We start from the raw sequence: 20,707 nt of genomic DNA, 5'->3' as shown, positions 1-20,707 counted from the left end.
TTCCTCTGTATAGGATTGAAATTTTGTCCCCTTTTTAGCCATAAAAAATCCCCTCCAAGTAGTAGTGTATCATTCCCGCCAAATTAGCGGGCTTTTTTACACTGTCTACTTAAAGGGGATAATATCAAATGCGGACTTTTTACTTAACGTTTATTATTTAATGCACTTTCTAACAATTCTTCAGAGAACTCCGTTAAGGCAGCAGTATTCATTGTGTTTATGTTGTTAAACTTTGGCACCATATTTTTTACAGCATTTTGGATAGGAAGTGCCATATCTTTACGCTTTCCTTTTGTTACTCCAAGTACTGCAGCACTCAAGCCTATGCCTACGAGAGATGCCCACATGGCCCCCCTGCTCTTCCGTTTAGGCATAAACAAATTGAAAAAAGGCTGTCTTCTTAAGCTTTTCATTTATCAGCACTCCTTCAGCATGTTATAGAAGAGATTAAATCCCTTCCATTTGCTTAATTTGTGCAATTTTGATTTGAATATGAAGGGCAAACAGAGCCTATTTTGTTAATGACTGGCAGGCTTTTTTCCGTATTTTTCATATAGAATGTCCTTAGATAAAAATAAATAGGTAAGTGTATTAGATTTTGACGACGAATTTGTAAGTAACATGATTGGGAGCTGGCCTAACTTTTTTAAGAACCGATACCATCTACTTGAGGGTGAAAAACATTCAAAGCCTAACGATTTTACCCCCTTATTTATTGTCGTAATTCCAATAATACCTTTTATCTTCTCTTCCTCAGGATGCTCCATTAAATAACTTGCCAGCAATGGCATAGATTTTAATACCCTCGTATAGATTTTTCTTGCTCTGGAAAGTTCATTTTTTATTTTTAAAAACTCACTCAGTAATTGAACATTATGTAAATGAATTTTTAAAAGGAAATCATTTTTGGTAATGATTGTACCATCAGATAGAACGAATTTTTCCCCTTTGTATTTTGTTACGCGAACCCGGAATACTGATTGATCATTTATGTAGTGTAATCGGGAAAATTGATAAAATAGTGGATCTAAAAGCTTCCAAATCCAGATGATTATAAGACGGATATACATAACTTACACTCCATTCCAACTTATCCATAGGGTGACGATGAATATTGGTTTTTAATATGGTAATATAAGGATATGTGATAGAAATTTGAAAATGCTTAATTCCGTGGTAAACAGGAATTCTTCAAAATATAAGCAATTTAAGTTTACATAATATTTTTATCGTTAAGTCATTGCTTTATTCGATTAAAATGAACCTCTTTCCCCCTTTTTACATACTATGCATAAAAGAAAACAACTGGGTGGTGTCTATGGGAGGCCTAACATATTTTGATTTCTTGGCCAAGTTTGGCGTTGGCGGAGCCCATCCTGGTGGAATCCACTTAACAAAACACCTCCTTTCAAACGAAAGGATTACTAAGGATTCGATCATTTTGGATGCTGGCTGCGGCACGGGTCAGACTGCGGCTTATATATTTCAGCAGTATAAGGCAAAGGTATTTGGATTGGAGATCAATCCGATTATGATTGAAAAAGCAAAAAATCGGTTTCAAACCTTGCAGCTCCCTATTCAAGTAATTCAAGGCTCTATAGAAAGAATTCCCTTTGAGGATCAAACCTTCGATTTTATCATTTGTGAATCGGTTTTAGCTTTTGTTGATAAACCTGCTGCTCTTAAAGAATTTTATAGGGTGTTAAAAAAGGGTGGAAGACTCATTGCAAATGAAATGACGATCAACCAGAAACTATCCCCGCAAGACGAATTGGAAATTAAAAATTTTTATGCTTTGGATTCAATATTGCTTGAGGAAGACTGGAAAAGACTTTTAGAAAGTACTGGTTTTAAAAAAATAAAATTAAAACTAAAAAAATTTAGTCCGATTATTGGCAACCAAGGAGCAGAATTTAATTTCTCCAAAAACTTCGAACCAGAATTATTTGATATTCTAAACCAGCATGGTCATATTGTACTTAAATACCAGGATATTTTAAGTTATCGGATTATTACCTGCTCCAAAAATTAACAGGTCTTCATCCTTTCATATTCTAGTGTATATTTAAAAAATTCTCGACGAAAAATAAGCTATTGAAAGGATGGGTGACACACGTGGATAAAACATTAGGGTACCTTAGGGAAATATTATCAAATTATACTGACCAACACTCTGAGGGTAAACAATTATATCATAAGCTTTCGGAAGGTCATTATTCATCGGAAGGGGCATTTGTAAGGGATTTAAACCAAAAAGAAATTAATTTTTTAAATGCCATTCTTCCTAAAGAAATTAACTATGCAAAAGAAGAACTGGACGAAAAAAGGGCCTATCAATTAAATGAAGTGTATGAACTATTACTATGATACGTAAAAAGATGGCATAAATTTTGCCATCTTTTTAGGAAATATTTCATTTTTCGCCTATTTATTTCCGAGGTAAGCGCATAGTACGACAAATCTTGATTGTTTAACCCTACCTTATTCATCATAATACGACATTAAATATCAGAAAATCACAATAATATACTATTTTTAATGTATATCTCTTTTCTTAAACCTACCGCCTCTGACTTCAGCAATATCTGCTACAGCTAAAAAGGCAGTGTGGTCATTTTCGGTAACGATTTCCTTCAATTTTGCCTCTTCAAGACGGTTGATAACGCAAAAGATAACCTTCTTATCATCTCCAGAATAGGCACCTTCCCCATTGATGTAAGTAACACCACGGCCAAGTCGACTTAATATTGCATCGCCGATTTCCTTGGCATTATCACTGATGATCCACACTGATTTGGATTCATCCAGACCTGTAATCGTAATATCAATCGTTTTGTAAGCAACAAAATAGGCAATTAGTGAATACATAGCACGGTCCCATGAGAAAACAAATCCAGCACTTCCAAGGATAAAAAGATTGAAGAACATAATAATTTCTCCAACAGAGAATGGCAGTTTATTATTAAATAAAATTGCCAGTATCTCGGTACCATCTAAGGAACCTCCGTACCGAATTACAATACCTACGCCAATACCAAGGACAACACCTCCAAAAACAGTTGCCAAGGTAATATCTTGCGTAAATGCTGGGACTGGATGGAGCAATGTGGTTGCAATGGAAAGAACGATGATTCCATAAAGTGTGGATAAAGCGAAGGTTTTTCCGATTTGTTTATAACCAATAAAGAAAAAAGGAATATTTAGAATAAAAAGGAAAATACCGATTTTCCAGCCAGTAAGGTACGATAGCATGATGGAGATGCCGGTAATACCGCCATCAATAACGTTGTTTGGTACGAGGAAAATTTCAAGGCCGACAGCCATTAATATAGCACCAATAGTGATTAACAAAACTCGCTGAAAAAGCTTTTTCTTTGTCAATCTTCGGTGTTGTATTTTTTCCATAATGGCGGTCTGCTGTGCAATAACATTTAATTCTTGTGTTCCTGTCATTATCTTGCCCCTTTCAAATTAGATGTTCTATATATAGTATAACGAATTATTGTACTTAATTATAATAATATGCTTTTATTCCTGCCACATCTAATAAAAGGCTATGTTAAACTATGTTGTTGATTTGAGCTCCAGGTGCTTCGCTTTCGCGGGCGGTCCGGGGAGACCCCGCAGGGACATTGAATTACATCCTCAAATCCGCCCACACACGAAGGAAGCGATAGCATTTTCGAGGAGTCTTCGCGCCTTCCGCTCCAATCAACAGTGTTAAAATCAACAATCGCCTATAACACAGCCAATAAAAAAAGGACTGCCTTTTACAGGCAGCATGAAATTTCATATTAACTTGGGTCAACCTCGTCAAAAGAAAGTGTTGTAACACTCGTAAACTCACCTTTTTCCACTTCTTCTTCGGTTGCACTTTGCTCTAATTCTTCCTGATCATCCATTCCAGGTGCAATTTGTGGCATATTTTGGTTTAAATCTCTTCTTTTTGTCAATTCATAGCCCCCCCTTCCGAAAATATTTTTTCAATAAATGCCCAGAAATATACTTTAAAAAACTGGATAAAAAAAGAAGCAGCATCGATTCCTCCTGCTGCTTTGTTTTAGTCATTAATGTTCTTTTAATCGAGCCCGTTTGATAAAGAAAGCGAGAATTAATGCAACCATAGCGATTCCTGTTGCCACGATAAACGAATCATTAATACCATCGATTGTGGCTTGCTTCATCGTTTGGCCATAGATCAAAAACGTCCCTATCTGGCTGCCTGCTGCTGCCGGCAAATGAGTCAATGCGGCGATGCCCTGTCCAATTTGAGCTGTCTTACTTGCTATAAAAGGATTGACACTTGTAATAAGATTCGAATATTCTCCCATGTGTACACTCTGTCTTGTTGTCATCACCGTTACTAAAAAGGCCGTACCAATGCTGCCGGCAACCTGCCTTGCTGTATTCGAAGCCGCTGTCCCATGGGCACCAAGATGGCGCGGTAATTGATTTAGCCCTTCCGTCATAACTGTCATCATTAAAAAAGACATCCCGAACATTCTTAACACGTAAAGTAATAAAATATGACTAAAACTAGTAGTCATACTCAATTGGGTAAAGAGCCAAGTTGTGATCACTGTAATGGTTAAACCAATCACGGCTAACCACCTTGCACCCATTTTATCAAATAGTGCTCCTGCAATCGGAGACATGATACCCATAACAATTGCTCCAGGCAATAACAATAGACCAGAATCAAAAGCAGTAAACCCGCGAATGTTTTGCAAATAAATCGGAAGCAAAATCATCGCCCCGAACATTGCCATGTTAATAATCATACTAATAATAGTGGTTAAGGCGAAAATATCGTACTTAAAGACACGTAAATCGAGCATCGGATTTTTCGTGGTCAGCTCTCTCCAAACAAAGGCAATTAAGGTGATTACCCCTATTATTAAGGAAATCACAACTGTACCACTTGACCATCCATGGCTTCCAGCTTCGCTGAAGCCATATAAAAGGAAGCCAAAACCCAAGGTTGAAAATAACAAACCTGGGAAATCAAATTTCGGGTTGGTCACCTCAGTAACATCTCTCATCCAAAAGACACTCAAAATTAAATCGAGAATGCCAATTGGAATTACCACATCAAATAAAAGTCTCCAAGAATAATGTTCTACAATCCAACCTGACAAAGTAGGACCAATGGCTGGTGCAAACAGCATAACCACTCCCATAATCCCCATTGCTTTTCCTCGTTTCTCTGGTGGGTATAAAGAGAAAAAGACGGTCATTAATAGCGGCATAATAATCCCTGCTCCTGAAGCCTGAACAACCCTTCCAACCATCAGCATACTGAAATTTGCCGAAAACGAACAAATTATAGAACCAAATGTAAACAGAAAAACAGAAGTAATAAACAATTTCCTTGTACCAAACTTTTCAATTAAATAAGCAGTAACGGGGATAAATATCCCATTTACAAGCATATATCCTGTAGAAAGCCATTGAACCGTTGTAGCTGAAACATTTAAGTCTGTCATAATATGCGGGATTGCTACATTCAATAGCGTCTGATTTAAAATCGCAACAAATGCTCCTAGCATTAATGCTGCCAGAATTTTACCTTTTCCACTATCATCTTTGGCATCTTGCATTCTTGATCTGCCAGCTGCTTTTCGCTTTGGTATTACATTTGCTTCGACATATTCTAAGGCAGGTTCAGGAATAGCAGATTCCTTTAATAGGTCTTCCACTTGCAAGTGTAAATCCTCATTGTCTGCCTCAGAAACCTTAGAATAAATGGCACTTTCTCTTTTAGCATTCTTCTTCTTTTTTTTCAAAAATAAATAATTCAATACGAATAAAAGCAAAATGCATAAAATGATATATACAGAAATATAAATCGACATATTTTCACCTACTTATGGACTCTCACGGTTACATTCATACCTGGGACTAATTGGAGACCCTTATAATCCTCAACGGCTATCTTAACAGGGATGACTTGTGTCACTTTGGTATAATTACCGGCTGCATTTGTATTAGGTAATAATGAAAATGTCCCAGATGTAGCTAATCCGATATTCTCCACTCTTCCCTTTAATGTCGTGTTTGGAAAGGCATCTACATAAATATCAACTTCCTGATCAACAGCCATTTCATCAATACTGGTTTCCTCGATATTGGCCGTCACCCATAAATTTTCAAGGTCAAACATTTGAGCTAAAGGCATTCCTGCCGCCACAAATGAATCTTTGAAAGCACTTGTTTGGACTACCGTTCCATCACTTGGAAGGGTAATCTTTATTTCCGCAGGTGCTGTTCCAGCTCCAGTACCTGTAGTAATTACGGAACCAATTTGCTCATCTTTGGCAAAGTGATCTCCAACCTTTGCATCCCACTTAGTTAATTTCCCACTGGCCGGAGCGGAAATAGTAACTTGCTGACCGGCAATTTGAGCATTATCTGTAGATATATAGTTTACAGTATTGTTGTAGTAGGAATATGCAGCAAATCCTCCGCCTACTAGGATAATTAAAATGATGATATTTAATAAAATTAATCGACCTGTCTTCATATGCTTTACTCCTCCTCTATTAGGTTTTAATAAATAGTAGTTTGTGTAGACTCATTAGGTTTTACTATAGAAGCAACAAACTTTTCAGTTTTAAATGGTTGAATTTTTTGTATTATTTGATTAATCTAATAGAACCAAGGGGGAGATTAATATGATTAGAAAACTATCAGAAAATGATCACAAACAGGTCCTCTCCTTTTTACGTGAGGAACCTTCGATAAATTTATTTATTATTGGGGATTTAGAGGTATTTGGATATCATTCTGATTTTCAGGAAATTTGGGGGGAATTTGATCCACAAGGGGAGTTCAAAGCCGTCCTGCTCCGCTTTTATCAATCATTTATTCCGTATGCTAAAGGGGAATTTAACGTTAGAGGTTTTGCTTCAATCATGAACGAGTATAAGAAGCCTCTTTATCTATCTGGAAAATCAGATATTGTAGAAAGATTCGAGTCCTATAAAGAATTGGAACTTGGACCAAAACAGGTTACATACTTTGCTGAATGCCGTTCACCCGAAAACTTGGGGACGACAGATTTAGAAATACACTCAGCTGGTATAAAAGATGTTGACAGAATCATTTCCCTTCGCAGCACGATTAAAGAATTTCAAATTCGAAGTGATGCCCGTGAAATCTTACTAAAATCAATAGAGTCCAATACATCAAGGACCTATTATACCGAAGAAAACGGCATTATGACCTCATGTGTGTCAACAACAGCTGAAAATTCCATCTCCGCAATGATTGTCGGTGTTTGCACAAGAATTGAAAATCGCCGTCAGGGCCTTGCCACTGGGATTATGCAAAAGCTTTTTAATGATGTTTTATCAGAAGGAAAAACTCTTTGCCTCTTTTATGATAATCCTGAGGCAGGTCGGATCTATAAAAGACTAGGCTTCAAAGATATTGGCATGTGGACGATGCACCGTTAACGAAAGAATCCTTTATATAGGATTCTTTTTTATGTAGTAGCCGAAAATTATAAGGGAAAATTACTAACATGAACTATGAAGGGATGCGATAATGTAATGTATGAATCCATAAAAAAACACGCAAAACCTTTCGACGCAATTACAGACCTTACCCCTTTAATTGATGCTATTGGTGATGCTAAGTACGTGCTCCTCGGTGAATCCTCTCATGGAACTTCCGAGTTTTATTCAGTTCGTGCCGAGATTTCAAAACAATTGATTAAGGAAAAAGGTTTTTCTTTTATTGCCGTTGAAGGAGATTGGCCATCCTGCCAAAGTGTTAACCGGTACATAAAGGGGATTGATCAAACTGGTATGGATGTCAAAGAGGTGCTTCAATCCTTTAATAGATGGCCAACATGGATGTGGGCTAATCAAGAAATCATTACGCTAATCGAATGGTTAAAAGAATACAACCTGGAGCATTCTCGAACACAAAAAGTCGGATTTTATGGTTTGGATGTATATAGTCTTTGGGAAAGTATGGACGAAATCCTCCGATATTTAGAAAAAAACAATTCCCCTAGCCTAATCCAAGCGAAAAAAGCATTCTCCTGCTATGAACCCTTTAACCGGAATCATGAAACTTATGCAGTCTCGGCCGGGTTTCTATCGGACGATTGTATGAAAGAATCATTAGAACTTTTAGAATCAATTCGAAAAAACAAATGGAGATTCGATGACCAAGAGGAAAGCAGTCTGAATATGGAAGTGAATGCCTTAGTTACGGCACATGCGGAAGAATACTACCGAACGATGGTAACAAGTGATGTAAGGTCGTGGAATGTTCGGGACAAACATATGGTAGATGCCTTAGATTCGGTAATGAAGTTTTATGGCGAAGACGCAAAAGTGATTATTTGGGAGCATAATACTCATGTTGGCGATGCAAGGGCAACCGACATGAAGCATGAGGGAATGATAAATGTCGGCCAATTAATTAGAGAACAAAACAAACCGGAAGATGTGTTCATTATCGGCTTCGGAACCTTTAACGGCACCGTTATTTCGGCAACTGAATGGGGTCTGGATTTTCAGGTCACTGAAGTTCCGCCAGCCCAGTATGGAAGCTGGGAATATCTTATGCACAATTCGGGTGCCTTTAATAAATACCTCATTTTTAATAATAAGAACCAAGAAGAATTTTCCACAACCATTGGTCATCGAGCGATAGGTGTAGTATACCGGCCTGAATATGAGCATTTTGGAAATTATGTTCCCTCTAACATGGGTCAAAGGTATGATGGATTTATTTTTATCGATAAAACCACAGCCTTGCGCCCCCTCGTCTTAGAGCATATTTTAATATAATTAATAAGGTCTTCCATTTTTAAGGAAGACCTTTCTTATGCTAATCCACGATGGGATTTTTAAAATTATCTGTTACCAGAATATTGTTCTCCTTTACCATGTTTTCAACCCGCCACTTATTTTCTGAAAGTTTATCATTAAATGGTATGGTAATTTCCCTGCCATTCCTGCTTTCAAATTGATATTCCAATATACCCGTGGTTCCTTGGTGGTTTCGATAAACGATATGAATTTTTTTAATTTTATCCCATTTAAATTCCTCTTCCCTAATTTTAGTAAGGGAGTTATAATGGATTCCTTTTTCATCAAAAAAATAATAATTGGTTAAGCTCATTACAAACGCTGGTATGCTTCCAAGAATTAAGATCCAAGTGACCCATTTTATTCCGCTGCCATTCGATTTCTGCCGAAAAATAAGATAACCGGTTAAAGCGAACGCTATTATTAACATTCCTGCCGCAAAAGTGATATAGGCTGTTAAAGGCGTTGTAAAAAACCATTGGGTTCGGGAGTAATAGACCAAACTCTGATAGGAAGCCACAACAATAAATGGAACAAATAAACTGCTGATATACAAAATAATTGTATAGGCAACAAGCTTTACCTGATTATCCTCTGTAGACTCTTTCCTTTTCGGCAACAACATATAAAAAATACCATCCTTATGTATTTTATTCCATTTATTTTACCATTATCTGAATAATTTGACGTGACTCCTCAGATAAAGTTTCACAAAAATCTGAATTAAAAAACCAGTCAAAAATTAACTGGTTTTTCCCCATACTATTTTGTTCCAGGTGCTGGTTGATCTACGCCTTTAACATGATGACTGTGGCCGCTCTCTTCTGTTGTATGGAAATCATAGTAATGAACATGCATTCCATTTCCCACTGGGATAGCCGGTCCTGAATATGCCCTGTAATGATGCGTATGGCCATCCTCAAATAATACATAACCCTCAGTAAAATGAATATGTCCACCATCCTGTGTTGGTATTGGCGGTGAGGTTACATCAAGGCATTGATGAACATGCCCTGAACTAACACCAGTATAGTCTACAGAACCATGATTATGGTGCGGAACAAAACCTGGAACAAAATCATCTTTTCCAACTTTAGCCATTACAATCACCTCACGATTATGATGTTTCATCTATATGCACACTTCCTAAATAAAATAATTAGGAATGGTGGAAAAATTTCCAGTGAACCAAATATAAAAAAGGTACATAAGCATCAAGATAAATCACATACTATTTTTGTAATTTCAATCAATATTACGAAAGAAGGATCAACTTATGACTGTAGGAACACAGGTAAAACAAGCATTAGCTGGATTAAAAAGTGCACAAGCAAGTTTCGAAACCTTTGCTCTGGCAACTGATAACCAAAATGCAAAACAACTATATCAACAAGCAGCCCAGCAAACACAACAAGTTCTTGATAGCCTTGAGCCTCGTCTTCAAGAAATCTTAACTGAAGAACCACAATACAATCAATAATCAATTAGGTTGGCGCTTAGCCAACCCATTTTTCATTTATTTTTTAGGCTTTAAAAAACAAACGAAAGGAAGTTTTTCTAGTGACCGTGGCTTCAAACGTTAAGCAGTGTCTGATTACCATAAAAGGAATTGAAGCGCAGCTGTCTTCGCTTGCCTTAAATTCTTTAGATAAAGAAGCTCAAGCTGTGTTTCATGAAACTTCCTTAACGATGGCCGATATCAAAAAAGACCTTCAATACCGTGTTTTGGAACTAGAAAGACAGGAACCGCAATATAAAGGCTCATAATCATTGGGGTGAAAAATAGTGCCAGGATGGATATTTATAATTGTTCGTTCGCTTATATTTATCTTGCTCTTATTTCTAACAACTAAAATTCTTGGAAAAAAACAAATTTCTGAGCTTTCCTTTTTCGAATATATTGCCGGTATTACAATCGGCAGTATTGCCGGGGAGGTTGTAACCGGACTTGAAGCCAATATTTATCATGGAATATTGGCGTGTGTGGTATTTGGCTTTGTTACCTGGTTGGTTGACTTTATTTCCTTATACAGTAAAAGTTTTCGGGACATGGTCGAAGGAAAAGGTACGGTTGTCATTAAAGATGGAAAAGTTTTGGAAGAAAATTTAAAGAAAGAAAAATATACGATTGACGAGCTTTCAGCACTGCTTCGTCAAAAGGATATTTTTAGGCTTGCAGATGTGGAATTTGCGGTCCTGGAACCCCGAGGCAATTTAACCGCCTTGTTAAAAAAGGAAAACCGTCCGCTTACACCTAAAGATTTACAAATGAAAGTACCAAATGAAAAAGAACCGCAAACAGTTATAATGGATGGAAATATCATCGATGAACCATTGCGAATTGCTCGAAAAGGCAGAGCCTGGCTCTATACAGAATTAGAAAAACTAAACGTTTCACTTGCAAATGTTTTCATAGGTCAAGTTGATTCTTACGGTGAATTAACCGTGGATCTGTATGATGATAAAATTCAGGTTCCCGAGCCGCAACAAAGACCTCTATTACTTGCAACACTGAAAAAGACCCAGGCTGATTTAGAAATATTTTCGCATCAGACGGATTGTGAACAATCAAAGGCAATGTACAAGAAAAATGCTGCTCTTCTACAGGAAAAAATTGATAAGCTTAGTCCATTTTTAATTGGATAGAACACGAAAAATCCTTATCAACATTTGATTGATAAGGATTCAATATTTTTAGGAACTAACTGAATTCTCTTTGCTAGTAATTGGCGGGGAAGCGGCCGTACTTTTTTGAGAAATATAGCTATGAAGCACCATTCCAGCCATTACTAAAATCATTCCAATCCAGGATAACATTGATGGAAATAAAGAATTCAGCAGCAACAACTCCCCAACTAAAGCAAATAAAACTTCCATTGATTGTGTAGCTTCGACCGCTGCTAATTTCTGCATATCTCCTCTTACCAAATCGGTAGCATGAAAAAAGAGAATGGTGGCAATGACACCGGAAGAAATGGCAACAAGTCCTGATTGTATCGTTTGTCCCGAACTGGGAGGTCCTTCTGTAAGAAAACCATATAGAGATAAAATAATCCATAGTGGAAGACTCGCCAATGTCATCCCTAATACACGTTGAAATACATCTAAACGGCCGCCACAAACATCCATCATTTTTCGGTTGCCAAGAGGATAAGCAAAAGATGCAATCACAACCGGGACCACCCCTAAGGAAATCGCCAAAACAGAAAGATGGTTGGCTTGCTCCAGCTGCATTAAGATAATTCCCAATAAAATAATCAATGACATGGCCATTCCCTTGAATGGAATTTTTCCTCTTAATTGGATTGGTCCTTTATCTGTCATAATGGTTTCATTAAATAGCGGAGCTAACAATGAACCGGAGATAATGGTGATTTGCCAGGTGGCTGCAATTAACCATCCGGGAGCGTAAGCAGCTGAGAAACAAATTGGTGCATAGAACAATCCAAATCCAACAAAACTCCATAAGAACCATGAACTTGGCCGTTTTTTCATTTCAGCAAATAATTGCCTAAGATTTTTTCTCATGATTACGATAACGAAAAGAAAGGGAACCATAAAGAAATAACGTAAGGATGCACTCCAAACCCAGCTCCCGCCGGCTAAATCCATCGACCGGTTTAATATAAAGGTAAACGCAAAAAAGAAAGCGGCAAGGATGCCTAAAATGATGGGCCGCATCGACTATATCCCCTTCAAAAAAATTTTTTCTCTTACATAGATCAACTTTTTTTAGTATAGCAGATTTCTGAATTATTTGTTTAAAGAATAATTACACCGATAAATTTGAAACTTTCTTCTTTTTCGCACGTACATATTTGTGGTCAAGATAAATTATAAAGTGAGGTAGATACCATGTTCGGAAAAGTTGCTGCTGATATTTTGGGACTAAGTGATGTTGGTGCGGTTATTAAGCCGGAGAATTATGATAAAGTGGACGCCGATGATTATGTGATGCATGAAGATAATGAAAAAATCTATTTCTTAATTAAATCAAAATCAGATGAATATTGTTTTACGAACAATGCTCTTATCCATTTGGACGGCACAAGTGCCACAAGTAAAAAGCGCATGCTGCACCGATATAGCTATGCTACCCATAAAATTTCTGATGTCATGCTAGAAACAGCCGGAACCGTCGATCTTGACGTGGAAATTAAATTCAAAATTGGTTCTATGCCATTCTCCATTGATGTTCATAAAAAACATATTGAAGAAGTAAAGGACTTATATAAAGCTTTGATCAAAATATCTGAAATCACACATGAAAATGACATTTCCTTTCAATTTGCAAAGCAAAGCCTTGAAGTTGCCTCTACTACATTAGGCCGTGTAACAAGTCCTGACAGCAATTTAGTGGTTCAGTTTAAAATGCTTAACCAAGCGGCATTCCAATGGTTAGAAGACAGCAAAAAGCAATTTTGCGTGAAGGACTTTGGCTCTGTATTTGAAAAGTACATTAATAATTAAATATATTAAAAATAACCCCAAGCTTGGGGTTATTTTATTTAAATATAATCAATTAAAACATCATCTAATGGCAATCTGGTTGTATGATGAGCCGGTGCAGCGGCTTTCCCTATGGCGATTAGGACAACAGGGAAAAAGCGTTCAGGGAGGTCAAATTTTTTCGCAAATTGCTCCTTGCTAAAACCTCCCATTGGCACCGTATCATAGCCTCTATCTTTAGCAATTAACATTAACTGCATGGAAACTAGTCCTGCATCAAAGGAAGCGATGTTTTTCAGAATCTCTTCCGAAGCAAAAGGATACGTTTTGTTGGTGTTTTCGATTAATCGGCTCATGCTTACTTCATCCAAATATCCAGCTTCAAATGCACTGTGGTAAACTTTTTCTACACTTTTATACATTTCTTTATCGCCAATGACCGCAATCACGGCGGAAGCTGTTTCCACCTGCTCTTGATTGTTCGCAATTGTTCTAAGTTCTTTTTTAACCTCTTGGTCTTCGATCACAATAAAGCGCCATGGCTGCAAATTACTAGATGATGGTGCTTTTGTTGCTTCTTTTAGAATATCATTAATTACTTCTTTAGGGATTTTATAGGTTGCATCATATTTTCTTACTGAATGACGTTCATTAATCAATTCAGTCAAACTTTTTGTACTTACAGAAGTTGCCATCGATGATTCCTCCTTTTGGATGGGAATTGTTACTTATCGTTTGTTTATCCCCCGATAACGATACCATGAAATCATTACCTCGATACAAGTAAAATGCTTGCACTTTGAATAAGTGCAAGCATTAGTTTATGAAGGACTTCGCCTGTGAAACAGCCCCATGACTTCAATTGTTTCGGTAATATTTACGAAAGCAGTTGGATCCACTTCGGTTATCAGCGTTTTTACTTCATTTAGTTCGTAACGAGAAATAACTGTAAACATTACATTACGTTTATCATTTGAATAGCCGCCTACTCCATCCATTATGGTTAAACCCCGGTACAGGTTAGTCAGTAAATGCTGTCTCATCTCTTCGCCTTTTTCCGTTATAATCATGATTGTTAATTTTGCATGATCGGTATAAATAGCATCCACCACTTTACCCGTAACAAATATCGAAACTAATGTATTAAGAGCGGCATCCCACGTGAACAAAAAGCCGCTTATTAAAATAACGACTGCATTCATGCCTGAAAGTAAAACACCTATTGGAAAGTCTTTTTTACGTGCAACGATCATTCCTATAATATCAAAGCCTCCAGTTGATCCTGAACAGCGGAACACGATTCCCACACCTAAGCCTGTTAAAGCTCCACCGAATATGGAGGAAAGGATCGTACCTTTTGCGATTGGGAATACTGGTATTACATAAAGCCCTAAAGAAATAATTAATACTGAGAAGATGGAATTCATGATAAATTTTTTCCCAAGCATTTTATATCCAATGATTAATAACGGGAAATTTAAAAGAAAGTTGGCCAACCCTGTATTAATGGGGGTAATCATTCCAAACATCATGGAAATTCCGCTTAATCCGCTGCTTAACACTTCATGTGGAATTAAAAAAAGGTTAAAAGCAATAACAATAATAAGAGATCCAATTATTAGTCCAAATATCCGCACGAGGAAATCCTCCCATACTTCTCCATTTATTTAGAAATAATACCGATAATTTTTCCTTATGTAAATTTAATAGTTTTTTATAATAATAATAAATTATCTGACAATTATTTTTATTCTCTATATGCGAGAGATATCGGATAATATAATATTCATACCCAATTATGTTTTTCCTTTTATATGAATATTTATTCATTAAGAAATTTTATTTCATGCTAATTAAATTATTTTTTTGTGATGAATCATTGACAATTTTTCAATAGTATTTATACTTTAGTAATATATTAAACTTCATAAATAAATCCTCATCAAGCCGATGAGGTAGAGGTCGCGGTTTTTATTAGTATCACGGACGAGATGCAGAGACATTATTGACTCCGTTTGAAAGGAAAAACTGCCGAAGTTTGCTTTCTTCTCTGAATAAGCATGCTGGGGCTGTCTCCAAATAGGAACAGAACTGTCACGAATGGCCCTACCAGCTGTTCGTGTTGAGCTATCTTTCGGAAGGTATGATGCGGGGTATTATAAATGCCATCGATGTCTATCTCGATGGTATTTTTTATTCCAAACTCCTTCCATAAACTAATTTAAAGGGAGTTATAATTATGCAAACTGCACGGGTATTAAAAGAAGATGTAAGCATAGATGTTAAACCTTCTAACAAAGATGGATTAAAACGGAGCTTAAAATCGAGACACCTGACGATGATTTCACTTGGAGGTACAATTGGTACAGGGCTATTCCTGGCAAGCGGCGGAGCTATTCATTCTGCCGGTCCTGGAGGCGCCATCCTTTCTTATCTCGTTATTGGCGTAATGGTGTACTTTTTAATGCAAAGCTTAGCTGAAATGGGTGCGTACATGCCGGTTGCTGGAAGCTTTAGCACCTATGCCACAAAATTCGTCGACCCTTCACTAGGTTTTGCACTTGGCTGGAATTACTGGTATAACTGGGCCATTACCATTGCGGCAGAATTAGCAGCCGTTACAATGATCATGAAATTCTGGTTTCCGCACACTCCTTCTATTATTTGGAGCGGAATCTTCTTAGTCGTTATGTTTTTATTAAATTACCTTTCTGTAAAAGGATTCGGAGAAGCTGAATATTGGTTCTCCTTAGTGAAAGTGGTTACGGTAATTATCTTTATCGTTACTGGCACGTTAATGATTTTTGGCATTATGGGAGACGAAGCTGTTGGGTTCAAAAACTTCACTGTCGGCGATGCACCTTTCCACGGCGGTTTTATGGCGATGCTAGGTATCTTTATGGCAGCTGGATTCTCATTCCAAGGTACAGAACTCCTTGGGGTTGCAGCTGGGGAAACAGATAATCCAACAAAAGCCATTCCGCGTGCAGTTAAACAAGTATTCTGGCGTATTCTTTTATTTTATGTTTTAGCTATTTTAGTTATCGGCCTTTTAATTCCTTATACTAATGGCGACTTAGCGAATGGTGATGTTACAGTCAGTCCTTTCACACTTGTTTTCCAAAAAGCAGGCATTGCTTTTGCTGCTTCAGTTATGAACGCGGTTATCTTAACAGCTGTACTATCTGCAGGAAATTCAGGCATGTATGCTTCGACTCGTATGCTTTGGGATATGGCACGTGAAGGAAAAGCACCAAAATTTCTTGGTAAATTAAATAAAAATGGTGTTCCAGTAAATGCATTAATCGTAACAACACTAGTGGGTACACTTGCATTTCTTGCTTCTTTCTTTGGTGATGGAACTGTATACGTTTGGTTGTTAAATGCTTCTGGTATGTCTGGCTTTATCGCCTGGCTTGGAATTGCAATTTGTCATTATCGCTTCCGTAGAGCCTATGTTGCTCAGGGTAGAGATTTAAACTTATTACCATATAAATCAAAGCTCTTCCCATTTGGACCAATCTTTGCCTTTGCAGTTTGTGGTTTCGTTGTCCTAGGACAAAACTATTCCGCATTTATGGGGGATCATATTGATTGGAACGGTGTTATGGTTTCCTATATCGGATTGCCGTTATTCTTAATCCTTTGGCTTGGATATAAAGTTATGAAGAAAACTAAGGTTATTCCTTTAGATAAATGTGATTTAAATAATTAATGTTAAAGGGCACGCATTCGAGCGTGCTCTTTATTATTCATAACTGAACGGTTACTTCAGTTCCATCTTTTAATTTAGTTTCCACCAACGTTAATCCCCTTTGCTCTATTAAGGCCTTTATTAGTGGCTTTACGTCTTTTCTATCTATTTGCGGAATCGTAAACTTTTTCCCATCATTTTCGATTGCTTTATTTACTAAACTTGTTATTCTTTTTGAAGTAATCAATCTTAAAAGGAGGTTTAAGATCGGGTAAGGAACAGGTATGGTTACCTTTTTTTCTTTTAATTTCACTCGGACTTTAAGCATAGATTTATTCAATGACCACGAAAACTTTTTCACCTTTTGCCGAAGTGATATCGACAATCTGTCCGTCTACTTCATTTTCGATAGCTTCGATTAACATATCTACATTAACATGCTTTACATATTTCTCAGCCTCAGGTATTTTCTCCGCAATACTCGTGCCAACTTTTAAAACAGCTTTAATTAACTTAATCGGAAGGTTTACATTCACGTTATCTCCTTCTTCTGAAGAAACGCGGATCTTTAATGTTTTATTTAAATACGAAGCATCTTTGTCAAGTGGAATGAATTGCTCCTTACCTTGAAGTACATTAATTAATTCTGTTGCTTTTTCTTTATTCAGCTTTCCTTCTTCAACCATCGTTAACACCCTTGAAATCTCTTCTTTCATTTATAGTTCCCCCTCTTTTAATAAATGAATGGCCTCTTCAGCAGTGATTTCGCCTTTTTCAAGCATCGAAACAATTTTTTTCTTATCTATTTCCATCTTTTTATTTGTGGTGTAACCAAGTGAAGTAATAATATCGTCTAATTTTCCACGTACGGTTGGGTAGGAAATTCCAAGTTCTTTTTCAACTTCCTTAATATTTCCACGGCATTTTAAAAATGTTTCTATAAACTGAAGCTGTTCCTGCCCAAGAGCTGCAAATTTAGATAGTTGAAATTCATTTTCAACAGTCGTTTGGCAATGGGTACACTGAAGCTTCGTAATTTTTAATTGTCTGCTGCAAACCGGGCAATTTGTTATGAGCGGATACGCCATCATAATCTCCTTTCCTTTATTAACCACATCATACAATATTTTAAAATTTTTTAAAGGTATCAATTTATTTTTTTGATAAAAAATAATAAAAAAATTAATTATGTTATATTAAATATTAATTATATTGAAACATTGATATAAAAAAAACAGACTTCACAATTGAGTCTGTTTTTAATGGAACAATTAACTTAACTTTTCCTCTAAAGACCAAACATATAAATCCTCAATTTGGCAATTTAATTCTTTGGAAATGGTCATCGCAGTATTTAGGTTCATTACCTTCTTTGATATGTAGTCGTTAAGTTGACTTTTCGGAATTTGCGTATTCCGCTCCAAACTATCCAAGTCCATACCGTTTTTTGCTAATAAGTCCTTGAGGTTGCTTTTCTTTGCTTTATAATTGGTCAAAAATGACACCTCACTTTTGTTAAGCATAACACAGTAAGATGGTAATAGAAAGGGGAGTTGGTTACATTCATTGTATGTTATAATTAAATAGATCATAAAAGGGGTGTTACTTTGAAAAACACAAATAACCGTTTTAATAACGGTCAAGCTGTTAATATTAAAGAAACTGGCGAGGTTGTTACTATATTAAAATGGCAATACGTTAAAAATATGAAAAGATTTTCTTATATTGTTAAAGAACATCCTGGCACATTTTATTTCGAGGAAGAATTGAAAAATATATAAGACAACTTTAAAAAGAAGACCAATTCAGTGAATTGGTCTTCTTTTTGTTAATAAAGTTTAAAATTCTGCATTACCAGTTGTTCTTGGGAATGGAATGACGTCTCTAATGTTAGACATTCCTGTTAGATACATAATTAAACGTTCAAAGCCAAGCCCGTAGCCAGAATGCTTTGTACCGCCGTATTTCCTTAGTTCTAAGTACCACCAATAATCTTCTTCGGTCATACCCAGATCATTAATTTTGCCGGCTAATATCTCTTCACGCTCTTCACGCTGGCTGCCTCCGATTAATTCCCCGATTCCTGGAACAAGCAAATCAGTCGCAGCAACAGTTTTATTGTCTTCATTTAAACGCATATAGAAAGCTTTAATTTCCTTTGGGTAATCTGTAACAAAAACAGGACGCTTAAATACCTTTTCACACAAATAGCGTTCGTGTTCTGTTTGCAGATCCAATCCCCATTCAACTGGATATGCAAACGTTTCTTCGGATTCTTTTAATAAATCAATGGCTTCTGTATAGGTTACCCGGCCAAATTCAGCAGTGTGAGCATTATTTAAACGGTCTAATAAACCTTTTTCAATGAAGCTGTTAAAGAAGTTCATTTCCTCTGGAGCTTGTTCCAATACGTAACCAATCACATATTTAACCATCTCTTCTGCAAGGTCCATAATATCCGGAAGTTCAGCGAATGCGAGTTCAGGCTCAATCATCCAGAATTCAGCAGCATGCCTTGCAGTGTTTGAGTTTTCTGCTCTAAAAGTTGGCCCAAAAGTATAGACATTGCGAAAGGCTAAAGCAAAGGCTTCAGCAGAAAGCTGTCCGCTAACCGTTAGATTGGTCTCTTTGTTAAAGAAATCCTTTGTTAGATCCGTTTTTCCTTCTTCATTTTTTGGAAGGTTGTCCATATCAAGTGTGGTTACACGGAACATTTCCCCTGCCCCTTCAGTATCACTACCAGTGATGATCGGAGAGTGAACATAAACGAACCCTTTATCTTGAAAAAATTTATGAATTGCATAAGATGCTAATGAACGCACACGGAAGACTGCAGAGAATGTATTTGTTCTTGGTCTTAAGTGAGCGATCGTCCGTAAGTATTCAAAGGTATGCTTTTTCTTCTGTAAAGGATAATCCACATTAGAGATTCCCTCAACGGCAATGTTTGTTGCTTTAATTTCAAAAGGCTGCTTAGCTTGAGGAGTGTGGATGAAATCTCCTTCCACTTTAATCGTAGAGCTAATTGGCAGCTTGGCAATTTCTTTAAAGTTCTCTAATTGATCATCGAAAACGATTTGCACACCTTTAAAGAAGCTGCCATCATTTAATTCAATGAAACCAAAGGTTTTGGAATCACGGATCGTTCTAATCCAGCCGGATAATTGAACTTTCTGATCCACATAAGTTTCTGTATTTCGGTACAAATCCTTGATCAAGGCTTGTTTCATAAGTAAATCCTCCTATGTATTACTTAATGGATAAATAAAAACCCTTCCTCCCAAAGCGGGACGAAAGGTAGAATTTGGCATTAATATCGTTTTTCTTTTATCCCTTCAATATTATACAAAAAATTTAACTCAATAAGCAATATACAACAAATTAAGGCTCAAGAAATTCTAATATTTCATTCGCACTACCTCTATAGAAAACCGTCTTCCAGCCATTTTTAAGGGTATATGGACCTTCATCAGGAGCAATTCCAGCTTTTAAAAACTTTTCTATAATATCATCTATACTTTTTGTTTCAAAACATAGATGAACATTTCCAGGAGGAGTTTCCTCTTGATTTACTTGAATAAGTTCAAGAAGGAAATCTCCATTCCGTAAAAATAGGATTTCTTCACCAGCAAACTCTACCTTTTCATCCTCGACAAATCCCAATAAATTCATATAAAAATCCCTAACCATTTGAACTTCAGTAACTTCTATTGCGTAATGGTGGAGTTTTAACATA

General features: G+C 36.6%; 27 protein-coding genes and 1 riboswitch. Of the genes, 10 read left to right on the top strand and 17 right to left on the bottom strand.

Annotation, left to right across the window (positions count from 1 at the left end; translation table 11 throughout):
• Positions 1–143: 143 nt before the first annotated feature.
• Both LC455_RS26730 and LC455_RS26725 read right to left on the bottom strand, forming a co-directional pair.
• Positions 144–413: a hypothetical protein gene (locus tag LC455_RS26730; protein ID WP_223595590.1), complete on the bottom strand. Its 270-nt coding sequence runs from the start codon at positions 411–413 to the stop codon at positions 144–146.
• Between the two features lie 105 nt (positions 414–518).
• The gene (locus LC455_RS26725) at positions 519–1,070 is read right to left on the bottom strand and encodes a YkoP family protein (protein ID WP_223595589.1); all 552 of its coding nucleotides are present in this window, start codon (positions 1,068–1,070) and stop codon (positions 519–521) included.
• Positions 1,071–1,318: 248 nt separating this feature from the next.
• Here LC455_RS26725 and LC455_RS26720 point away from each other — a divergent pair, with 248 nt between their 5' ends.
• Together LC455_RS26720 and LC455_RS26715 are read left to right on the top strand one after the other, a co-directional pair.
• Positions 1,319–2,032, top strand: a complete 714-nt coding sequence (locus tag LC455_RS26720; protein ID WP_223595587.1) for a class I SAM-dependent methyltransferase — start codon at positions 1,319–1,321, stop codon at positions 2,030–2,032.
• Positions 2,033–2,115: 83 nt separating this feature from the next.
• The gene (locus LC455_RS26715; protein WP_223595585.1) at positions 2,116–2,367 is read left to right on the top strand and encodes a sigma-G-dependent sporulation-specific acid-soluble spore protein CsgA; all 252 of its coding nucleotides are present in this window, start codon (positions 2,116–2,118) and stop codon (positions 2,365–2,367) included.
• A 168-nt stretch (positions 2,368–2,535) separates the two neighbouring features.
• On the opposite strand, the gene LC455_RS26710 is transcribed toward LC455_RS26715, so the two are convergent.
• The 4 genes from LC455_RS26710 to LC455_RS26695 all read right to left on the bottom strand — a co-directional run bounded on the left by LC455_RS26710 (position 2,536) and on the right by LC455_RS26695 (position 6,523).
• Positions 2,536–3,405: a YitT family protein gene (locus tag LC455_RS26710; RefSeq protein WP_440446431.1), complete on the bottom strand. Its 870-nt coding sequence runs from the start codon at positions 3,403–3,405 to the stop codon at positions 2,536–2,538.
• A 389-nt stretch (positions 3,406–3,794) separates the two neighbouring features.
• Positions 3,795–3,953: a hypothetical protein gene (locus LC455_RS26705; RefSeq protein ID WP_223595600.1), complete on the bottom strand. Its 159-nt coding sequence runs from the start codon at positions 3,951–3,953 to the stop codon at positions 3,795–3,797.
• Between the two features lie 114 nt (positions 3,954–4,067).
• Complete coding sequence (locus LC455_RS26700) at positions 4,068–5,855, bottom strand: DHA2 family efflux MFS transporter permease subunit (protein ID WP_223595581.1); 1,788 nt, start codon at positions 5,853–5,855, stop codon at positions 4,068–4,070.
• 8 nt (positions 5,856–5,863) lie between these two features.
• On the bottom strand, positions 5,864–6,523 hold the full coding sequence (locus LC455_RS26695; protein ID WP_223595579.1) for an HlyD family secretion protein: 660 nt from the start codon (positions 6,521–6,523) through the stop codon (positions 5,864–5,866).
• 151 nt (positions 6,524–6,674) lie between these two features.
• On the opposite strand from LC455_RS26695, the gene LC455_RS26690 reads away from it, so the two are divergent.
• Positions 6,675–7,457 carry a GNAT family N-acetyltransferase gene (locus LC455_RS26690; protein ID WP_223595577.1) on the top strand — a complete coding sequence of 261 codons (783 nt, stop codon included), beginning with the start codon at positions 6,675–6,677 and terminating at the stop codon, positions 7,455–7,457.
• 96 nt (positions 7,458–7,553) lie between these two features.
• Positions 7,554–8,807: an erythromycin esterase family protein gene (locus tag LC455_RS26685; protein ID WP_223595575.1), complete on the top strand. Its 1,254-nt coding sequence runs from the start codon at positions 7,554–7,556 to the stop codon at positions 8,805–8,807.
• 40 nt (positions 8,808–8,847) lie between these two features.
• On the opposite strand, the gene LC455_RS26680 is transcribed toward LC455_RS26685, so the two are convergent.
• Positions 8,848–9,453: a hypothetical protein gene (locus LC455_RS26680; RefSeq protein WP_223595573.1), complete on the bottom strand. Its 606-nt coding sequence runs from the start codon at positions 9,451–9,453 to the stop codon at positions 8,848–8,850.
• Between the two features lie 137 nt (positions 9,454–9,590).
• Positions 9,591–9,929, bottom strand: coding sequence for a YmaF family protein (locus LC455_RS26675; RefSeq protein WP_223595599.1), 339 nt, complete (start codon positions 9,927–9,929; stop codon positions 9,591–9,593).
• A 175-nt stretch (positions 9,930–10,104) separates the two neighbouring features.
• Here LC455_RS26675 and LC455_RS26670 point away from each other — a divergent pair, with 175 nt between their 5' ends.
• From LC455_RS26670 to LC455_RS26660, 3 genes are all read left to right on the top strand, one after another.
• A complete protein-coding gene (locus LC455_RS26670) occupies positions 10,105–10,308 on the top strand; it encodes a DUF1657 domain-containing protein (RefSeq protein WP_223595571.1) in 204 nt (67 codons plus the stop codon).
• 80 nt (positions 10,309–10,388) lie between these two features.
• Positions 10,389–10,595 carry a DUF1657 domain-containing protein gene (locus LC455_RS26665; RefSeq protein WP_223595569.1) on the top strand — a complete coding sequence of 69 codons (207 nt, stop codon included), beginning with the start codon at positions 10,389–10,391 and terminating at the stop codon, positions 10,593–10,595.
• A gap of 18 nt (positions 10,596–10,613) precedes the next feature.
• Complete coding sequence (locus LC455_RS26660) at positions 10,614–11,474, top strand: DUF421 domain-containing protein (protein ID WP_223595567.1); 861 nt, start codon at positions 10,614–10,616, stop codon at positions 11,472–11,474.
• A gap of 48 nt (positions 11,475–11,522) precedes the next feature.
• On the opposite strand, the gene LC455_RS26655 is transcribed toward LC455_RS26660, so the two are convergent.
• Positions 11,523–12,509, bottom strand: coding sequence for a DMT family transporter (locus tag LC455_RS26655; protein WP_223595565.1), 987 nt, complete (start codon positions 12,507–12,509; stop codon positions 11,523–11,525).
• Between the two features lie 174 nt (positions 12,510–12,683).
• Here LC455_RS26655 and LC455_RS26650 point away from each other — a divergent pair, with 174 nt between their 5' ends.
• Positions 12,684–13,298: a PH domain-containing protein gene (locus LC455_RS26650; RefSeq protein ID WP_223595563.1), complete on the top strand. Its 615-nt coding sequence runs from the start codon at positions 12,684–12,686 to the stop codon at positions 13,296–13,298.
• A 38-nt stretch (positions 13,299–13,336) separates the two neighbouring features.
• Here LC455_RS26650 and LC455_RS26645 read toward each other — a convergent pair whose 3' ends face one another.
• Together LC455_RS26645 and LC455_RS26640 are read right to left on the bottom strand one after the other, a co-directional pair.
• A complete protein-coding gene (locus LC455_RS26645; protein WP_223595561.1) occupies positions 13,337–13,972 on the bottom strand; it encodes a nitroreductase family protein in 636 nt (211 codons plus the stop codon).
• Positions 13,973–14,098: 126 nt separating this feature from the next.
• Positions 14,099–14,914: a YitT family protein gene (locus LC455_RS26640; protein WP_223595559.1), complete on the bottom strand. Its 816-nt coding sequence runs from the start codon at positions 14,912–14,914 to the stop codon at positions 14,099–14,101.
• Between the two features lie 311 nt (positions 14,915–15,225).
• Positions 15,226–15,415, top strand: a riboswitch (Lysine riboswitch).
• Between the two features lie 101 nt (positions 15,416–15,516).
• On the opposite strand from LC455_RS26640, the gene LC455_RS26635 reads away from it, so the two are divergent.
• Positions 15,517–16,992: an amino acid permease gene (locus tag LC455_RS26635; RefSeq protein WP_223595557.1), complete on the top strand. Its 1,476-nt coding sequence runs from the start codon at positions 15,517–15,519 to the stop codon at positions 16,990–16,992.
• A 37-nt stretch (positions 16,993–17,029) separates the two neighbouring features.
• Here the strand turns inward: LC455_RS26635 and LC455_RS26630 are convergent, their stop codons facing one another.
• From LC455_RS26630 to LC455_RS26615, 4 genes are all read right to left on the bottom strand, one after another.
• Complete coding sequence (locus tag LC455_RS26630) at positions 17,030–17,299, bottom strand: hypothetical protein (RefSeq protein WP_223595555.1); 270 nt, start codon at positions 17,297–17,299, stop codon at positions 17,030–17,032.
• Between the two features lie 4 nt (positions 17,300–17,303).
• Positions 17,304–17,687, bottom strand: coding sequence for an SHOCT-like domain-containing protein (locus tag LC455_RS26625; protein WP_223595554.1), 384 nt, complete (start codon positions 17,685–17,687; stop codon positions 17,304–17,306).
• Entirely contained in the window at positions 17,688–18,059 is a 372-nt protein-coding gene (locus tag LC455_RS26620) for a DUF2089 domain-containing protein (protein WP_223595598.1), read from the bottom strand.
• A gap of 183 nt (positions 18,060–18,242) precedes the next feature.
• Positions 18,243–18,467, bottom strand: a complete 225-nt coding sequence (locus LC455_RS26615) for a helix-turn-helix domain-containing protein (protein WP_223595553.1) — start codon at positions 18,465–18,467, stop codon at positions 18,243–18,245.
• Between the two features lie 111 nt (positions 18,468–18,578).
• Here LC455_RS26615 and LC455_RS26610 point away from each other — a divergent pair, with 111 nt between their 5' ends.
• Complete coding sequence (locus tag LC455_RS26610) at positions 18,579–18,752, top strand: hypothetical protein (RefSeq protein WP_223595552.1); 174 nt, start codon at positions 18,579–18,581, stop codon at positions 18,750–18,752.
• A 57-nt stretch (positions 18,753–18,809) separates the two neighbouring features.
• Here the strand turns inward: LC455_RS26610 and asnS are convergent, their stop codons facing one another.
• Together asnS and LC455_RS26600 are read right to left on the bottom strand one after the other, a co-directional pair.
• Positions 18,810–20,201, bottom strand: a complete 1,392-nt coding sequence (asnS, locus tag LC455_RS26605; protein ID WP_223595551.1) for an asparagine--tRNA ligase — start codon at positions 20,199–20,201, stop codon at positions 18,810–18,812.
• 151 nt (positions 20,202–20,352) lie between these two features.
• Positions 20,353–20,706, bottom strand: a complete 354-nt coding sequence (locus tag LC455_RS26600) for a VOC family protein (RefSeq protein ID WP_223595550.1) — start codon at positions 20,704–20,706, stop codon at positions 20,353–20,355.
• Between the last annotated feature and the right edge of the window lies 1 nt (position 20,707).

It is taken from the genome of Neobacillus bataviensis (assembly GCF_019969725.1).
Note: the sequence above shows the minus strand (reverse complement) of the source record. Positions and strands in the feature narration are given on the sequence as shown.

Excerpts from the sequence above, each read along its gene's own strand:
- LC455_RS26730 (WP_223595590.1), bottom strand. The coding sequence starts at position 413 with ATGAAAAGCTTAAGAAGACAGCCTTTTTTCAATTTGTTTATGCCTAAA.
- LC455_RS26725 (WP_223595589.1), bottom strand. The coding sequence starts at position 1,070 with ATGTATATCCGTCTTATAATCATCTGGATTTGGAAGCTTTTAGATCCA.
- LC455_RS26720 (WP_223595587.1), top strand. The coding sequence starts at position 1,319 with ATGGGAGGCCTAACATATTTTGATTTCTTGGCCAAGTTTGGCGTTGGC.
- LC455_RS26710 (WP_440446431.1), bottom strand. The coding sequence starts at position 3,405 with ATGGAAAAAATACAACACCGAAGATTGACAAAGAAAAAGCTTTTTCAG.
- LC455_RS26700 (WP_223595581.1), bottom strand. The coding sequence starts at position 5,855 with ATGTCGATTTATATTTCTGTATATATCATTTTATGCATTTTGCTTTTA.
- LC455_RS26695 (WP_223595579.1), bottom strand. The coding sequence starts at position 6,523 with ATGAAGACAGGTCGATTAATTTTATTAAATATCATCATTTTAATTATC.
- LC455_RS26690 (WP_223595577.1), top strand. The coding sequence starts at position 6,675 with ATGATTAGAAAACTATCAGAAAATGATCACAAACAGGTCCTCTCCTTT.
- LC455_RS26685 (WP_223595575.1), top strand. The coding sequence starts at position 7,554 with ATGTATGAATCCATAAAAAAACACGCAAAACCTTTCGACGCAATTACA.
- LC455_RS26680 (WP_223595573.1), bottom strand. The coding sequence starts at position 9,453 with ATGTTGTTGCCGAAAAGGAAAGAGTCTACAGAGGATAATCAGGTAAAG.
- LC455_RS26675 (WP_223595599.1), bottom strand. The coding sequence starts at position 9,929 with ATGGCTAAAGTTGGAAAAGATGATTTTGTTCCAGGTTTTGTTCCGCAC.
- LC455_RS26670 (WP_223595571.1), top strand. The coding sequence starts at position 10,105 with ATGACTGTAGGAACACAGGTAAAACAAGCATTAGCTGGATTAAAAAGT.
- LC455_RS26655 (WP_223595565.1), bottom strand. The coding sequence starts at position 12,509 with ATGCGGCCCATCATTTTAGGCATCCTTGCCGCTTTCTTTTTTGCGTTT.
- LC455_RS26650 (WP_223595563.1), top strand. The coding sequence starts at position 12,684 with ATGTTCGGAAAAGTTGCTGCTGATATTTTGGGACTAAGTGATGTTGGT.
- LC455_RS26645 (WP_223595561.1), bottom strand. The coding sequence starts at position 13,972 with ATGGCAACTTCTGTAAGTACAAAAAGTTTGACTGAATTGATTAATGAA.
- LC455_RS26635 (WP_223595557.1), top strand. The coding sequence starts at position 15,517 with ATGCAAACTGCACGGGTATTAAAAGAAGATGTAAGCATAGATGTTAAA.
- LC455_RS26630 (WP_223595555.1), bottom strand. The coding sequence starts at position 17,299 with ATGCTTAAAGTCCGAGTGAAATTAAAAGAAAAAAAGGTAACCATACCT.
- LC455_RS26625 (WP_223595554.1), bottom strand. The coding sequence starts at position 17,687 with ATGAAAGAAGAGATTTCAAGGGTGTTAACGATGGTTGAAGAAGGAAAG.
- LC455_RS26620 (WP_223595598.1), bottom strand. The coding sequence starts at position 18,059 with ATGGCGTATCCGCTCATAACAAATTGCCCGGTTTGCAGCAGACAATTA.
- asnS (WP_223595551.1), bottom strand. The coding sequence starts at position 20,201 with ATGAAACAAGCCTTGATCAAGGATTTGTACCGAAATACAGAAACTTAT.
- LC455_RS26600 (WP_223595550.1), bottom strand. The coding sequence starts at position 20,706 with ATGTTAAAACTCCACCATTACGCAATAGAAGTTACTGAAGTTCAAATG.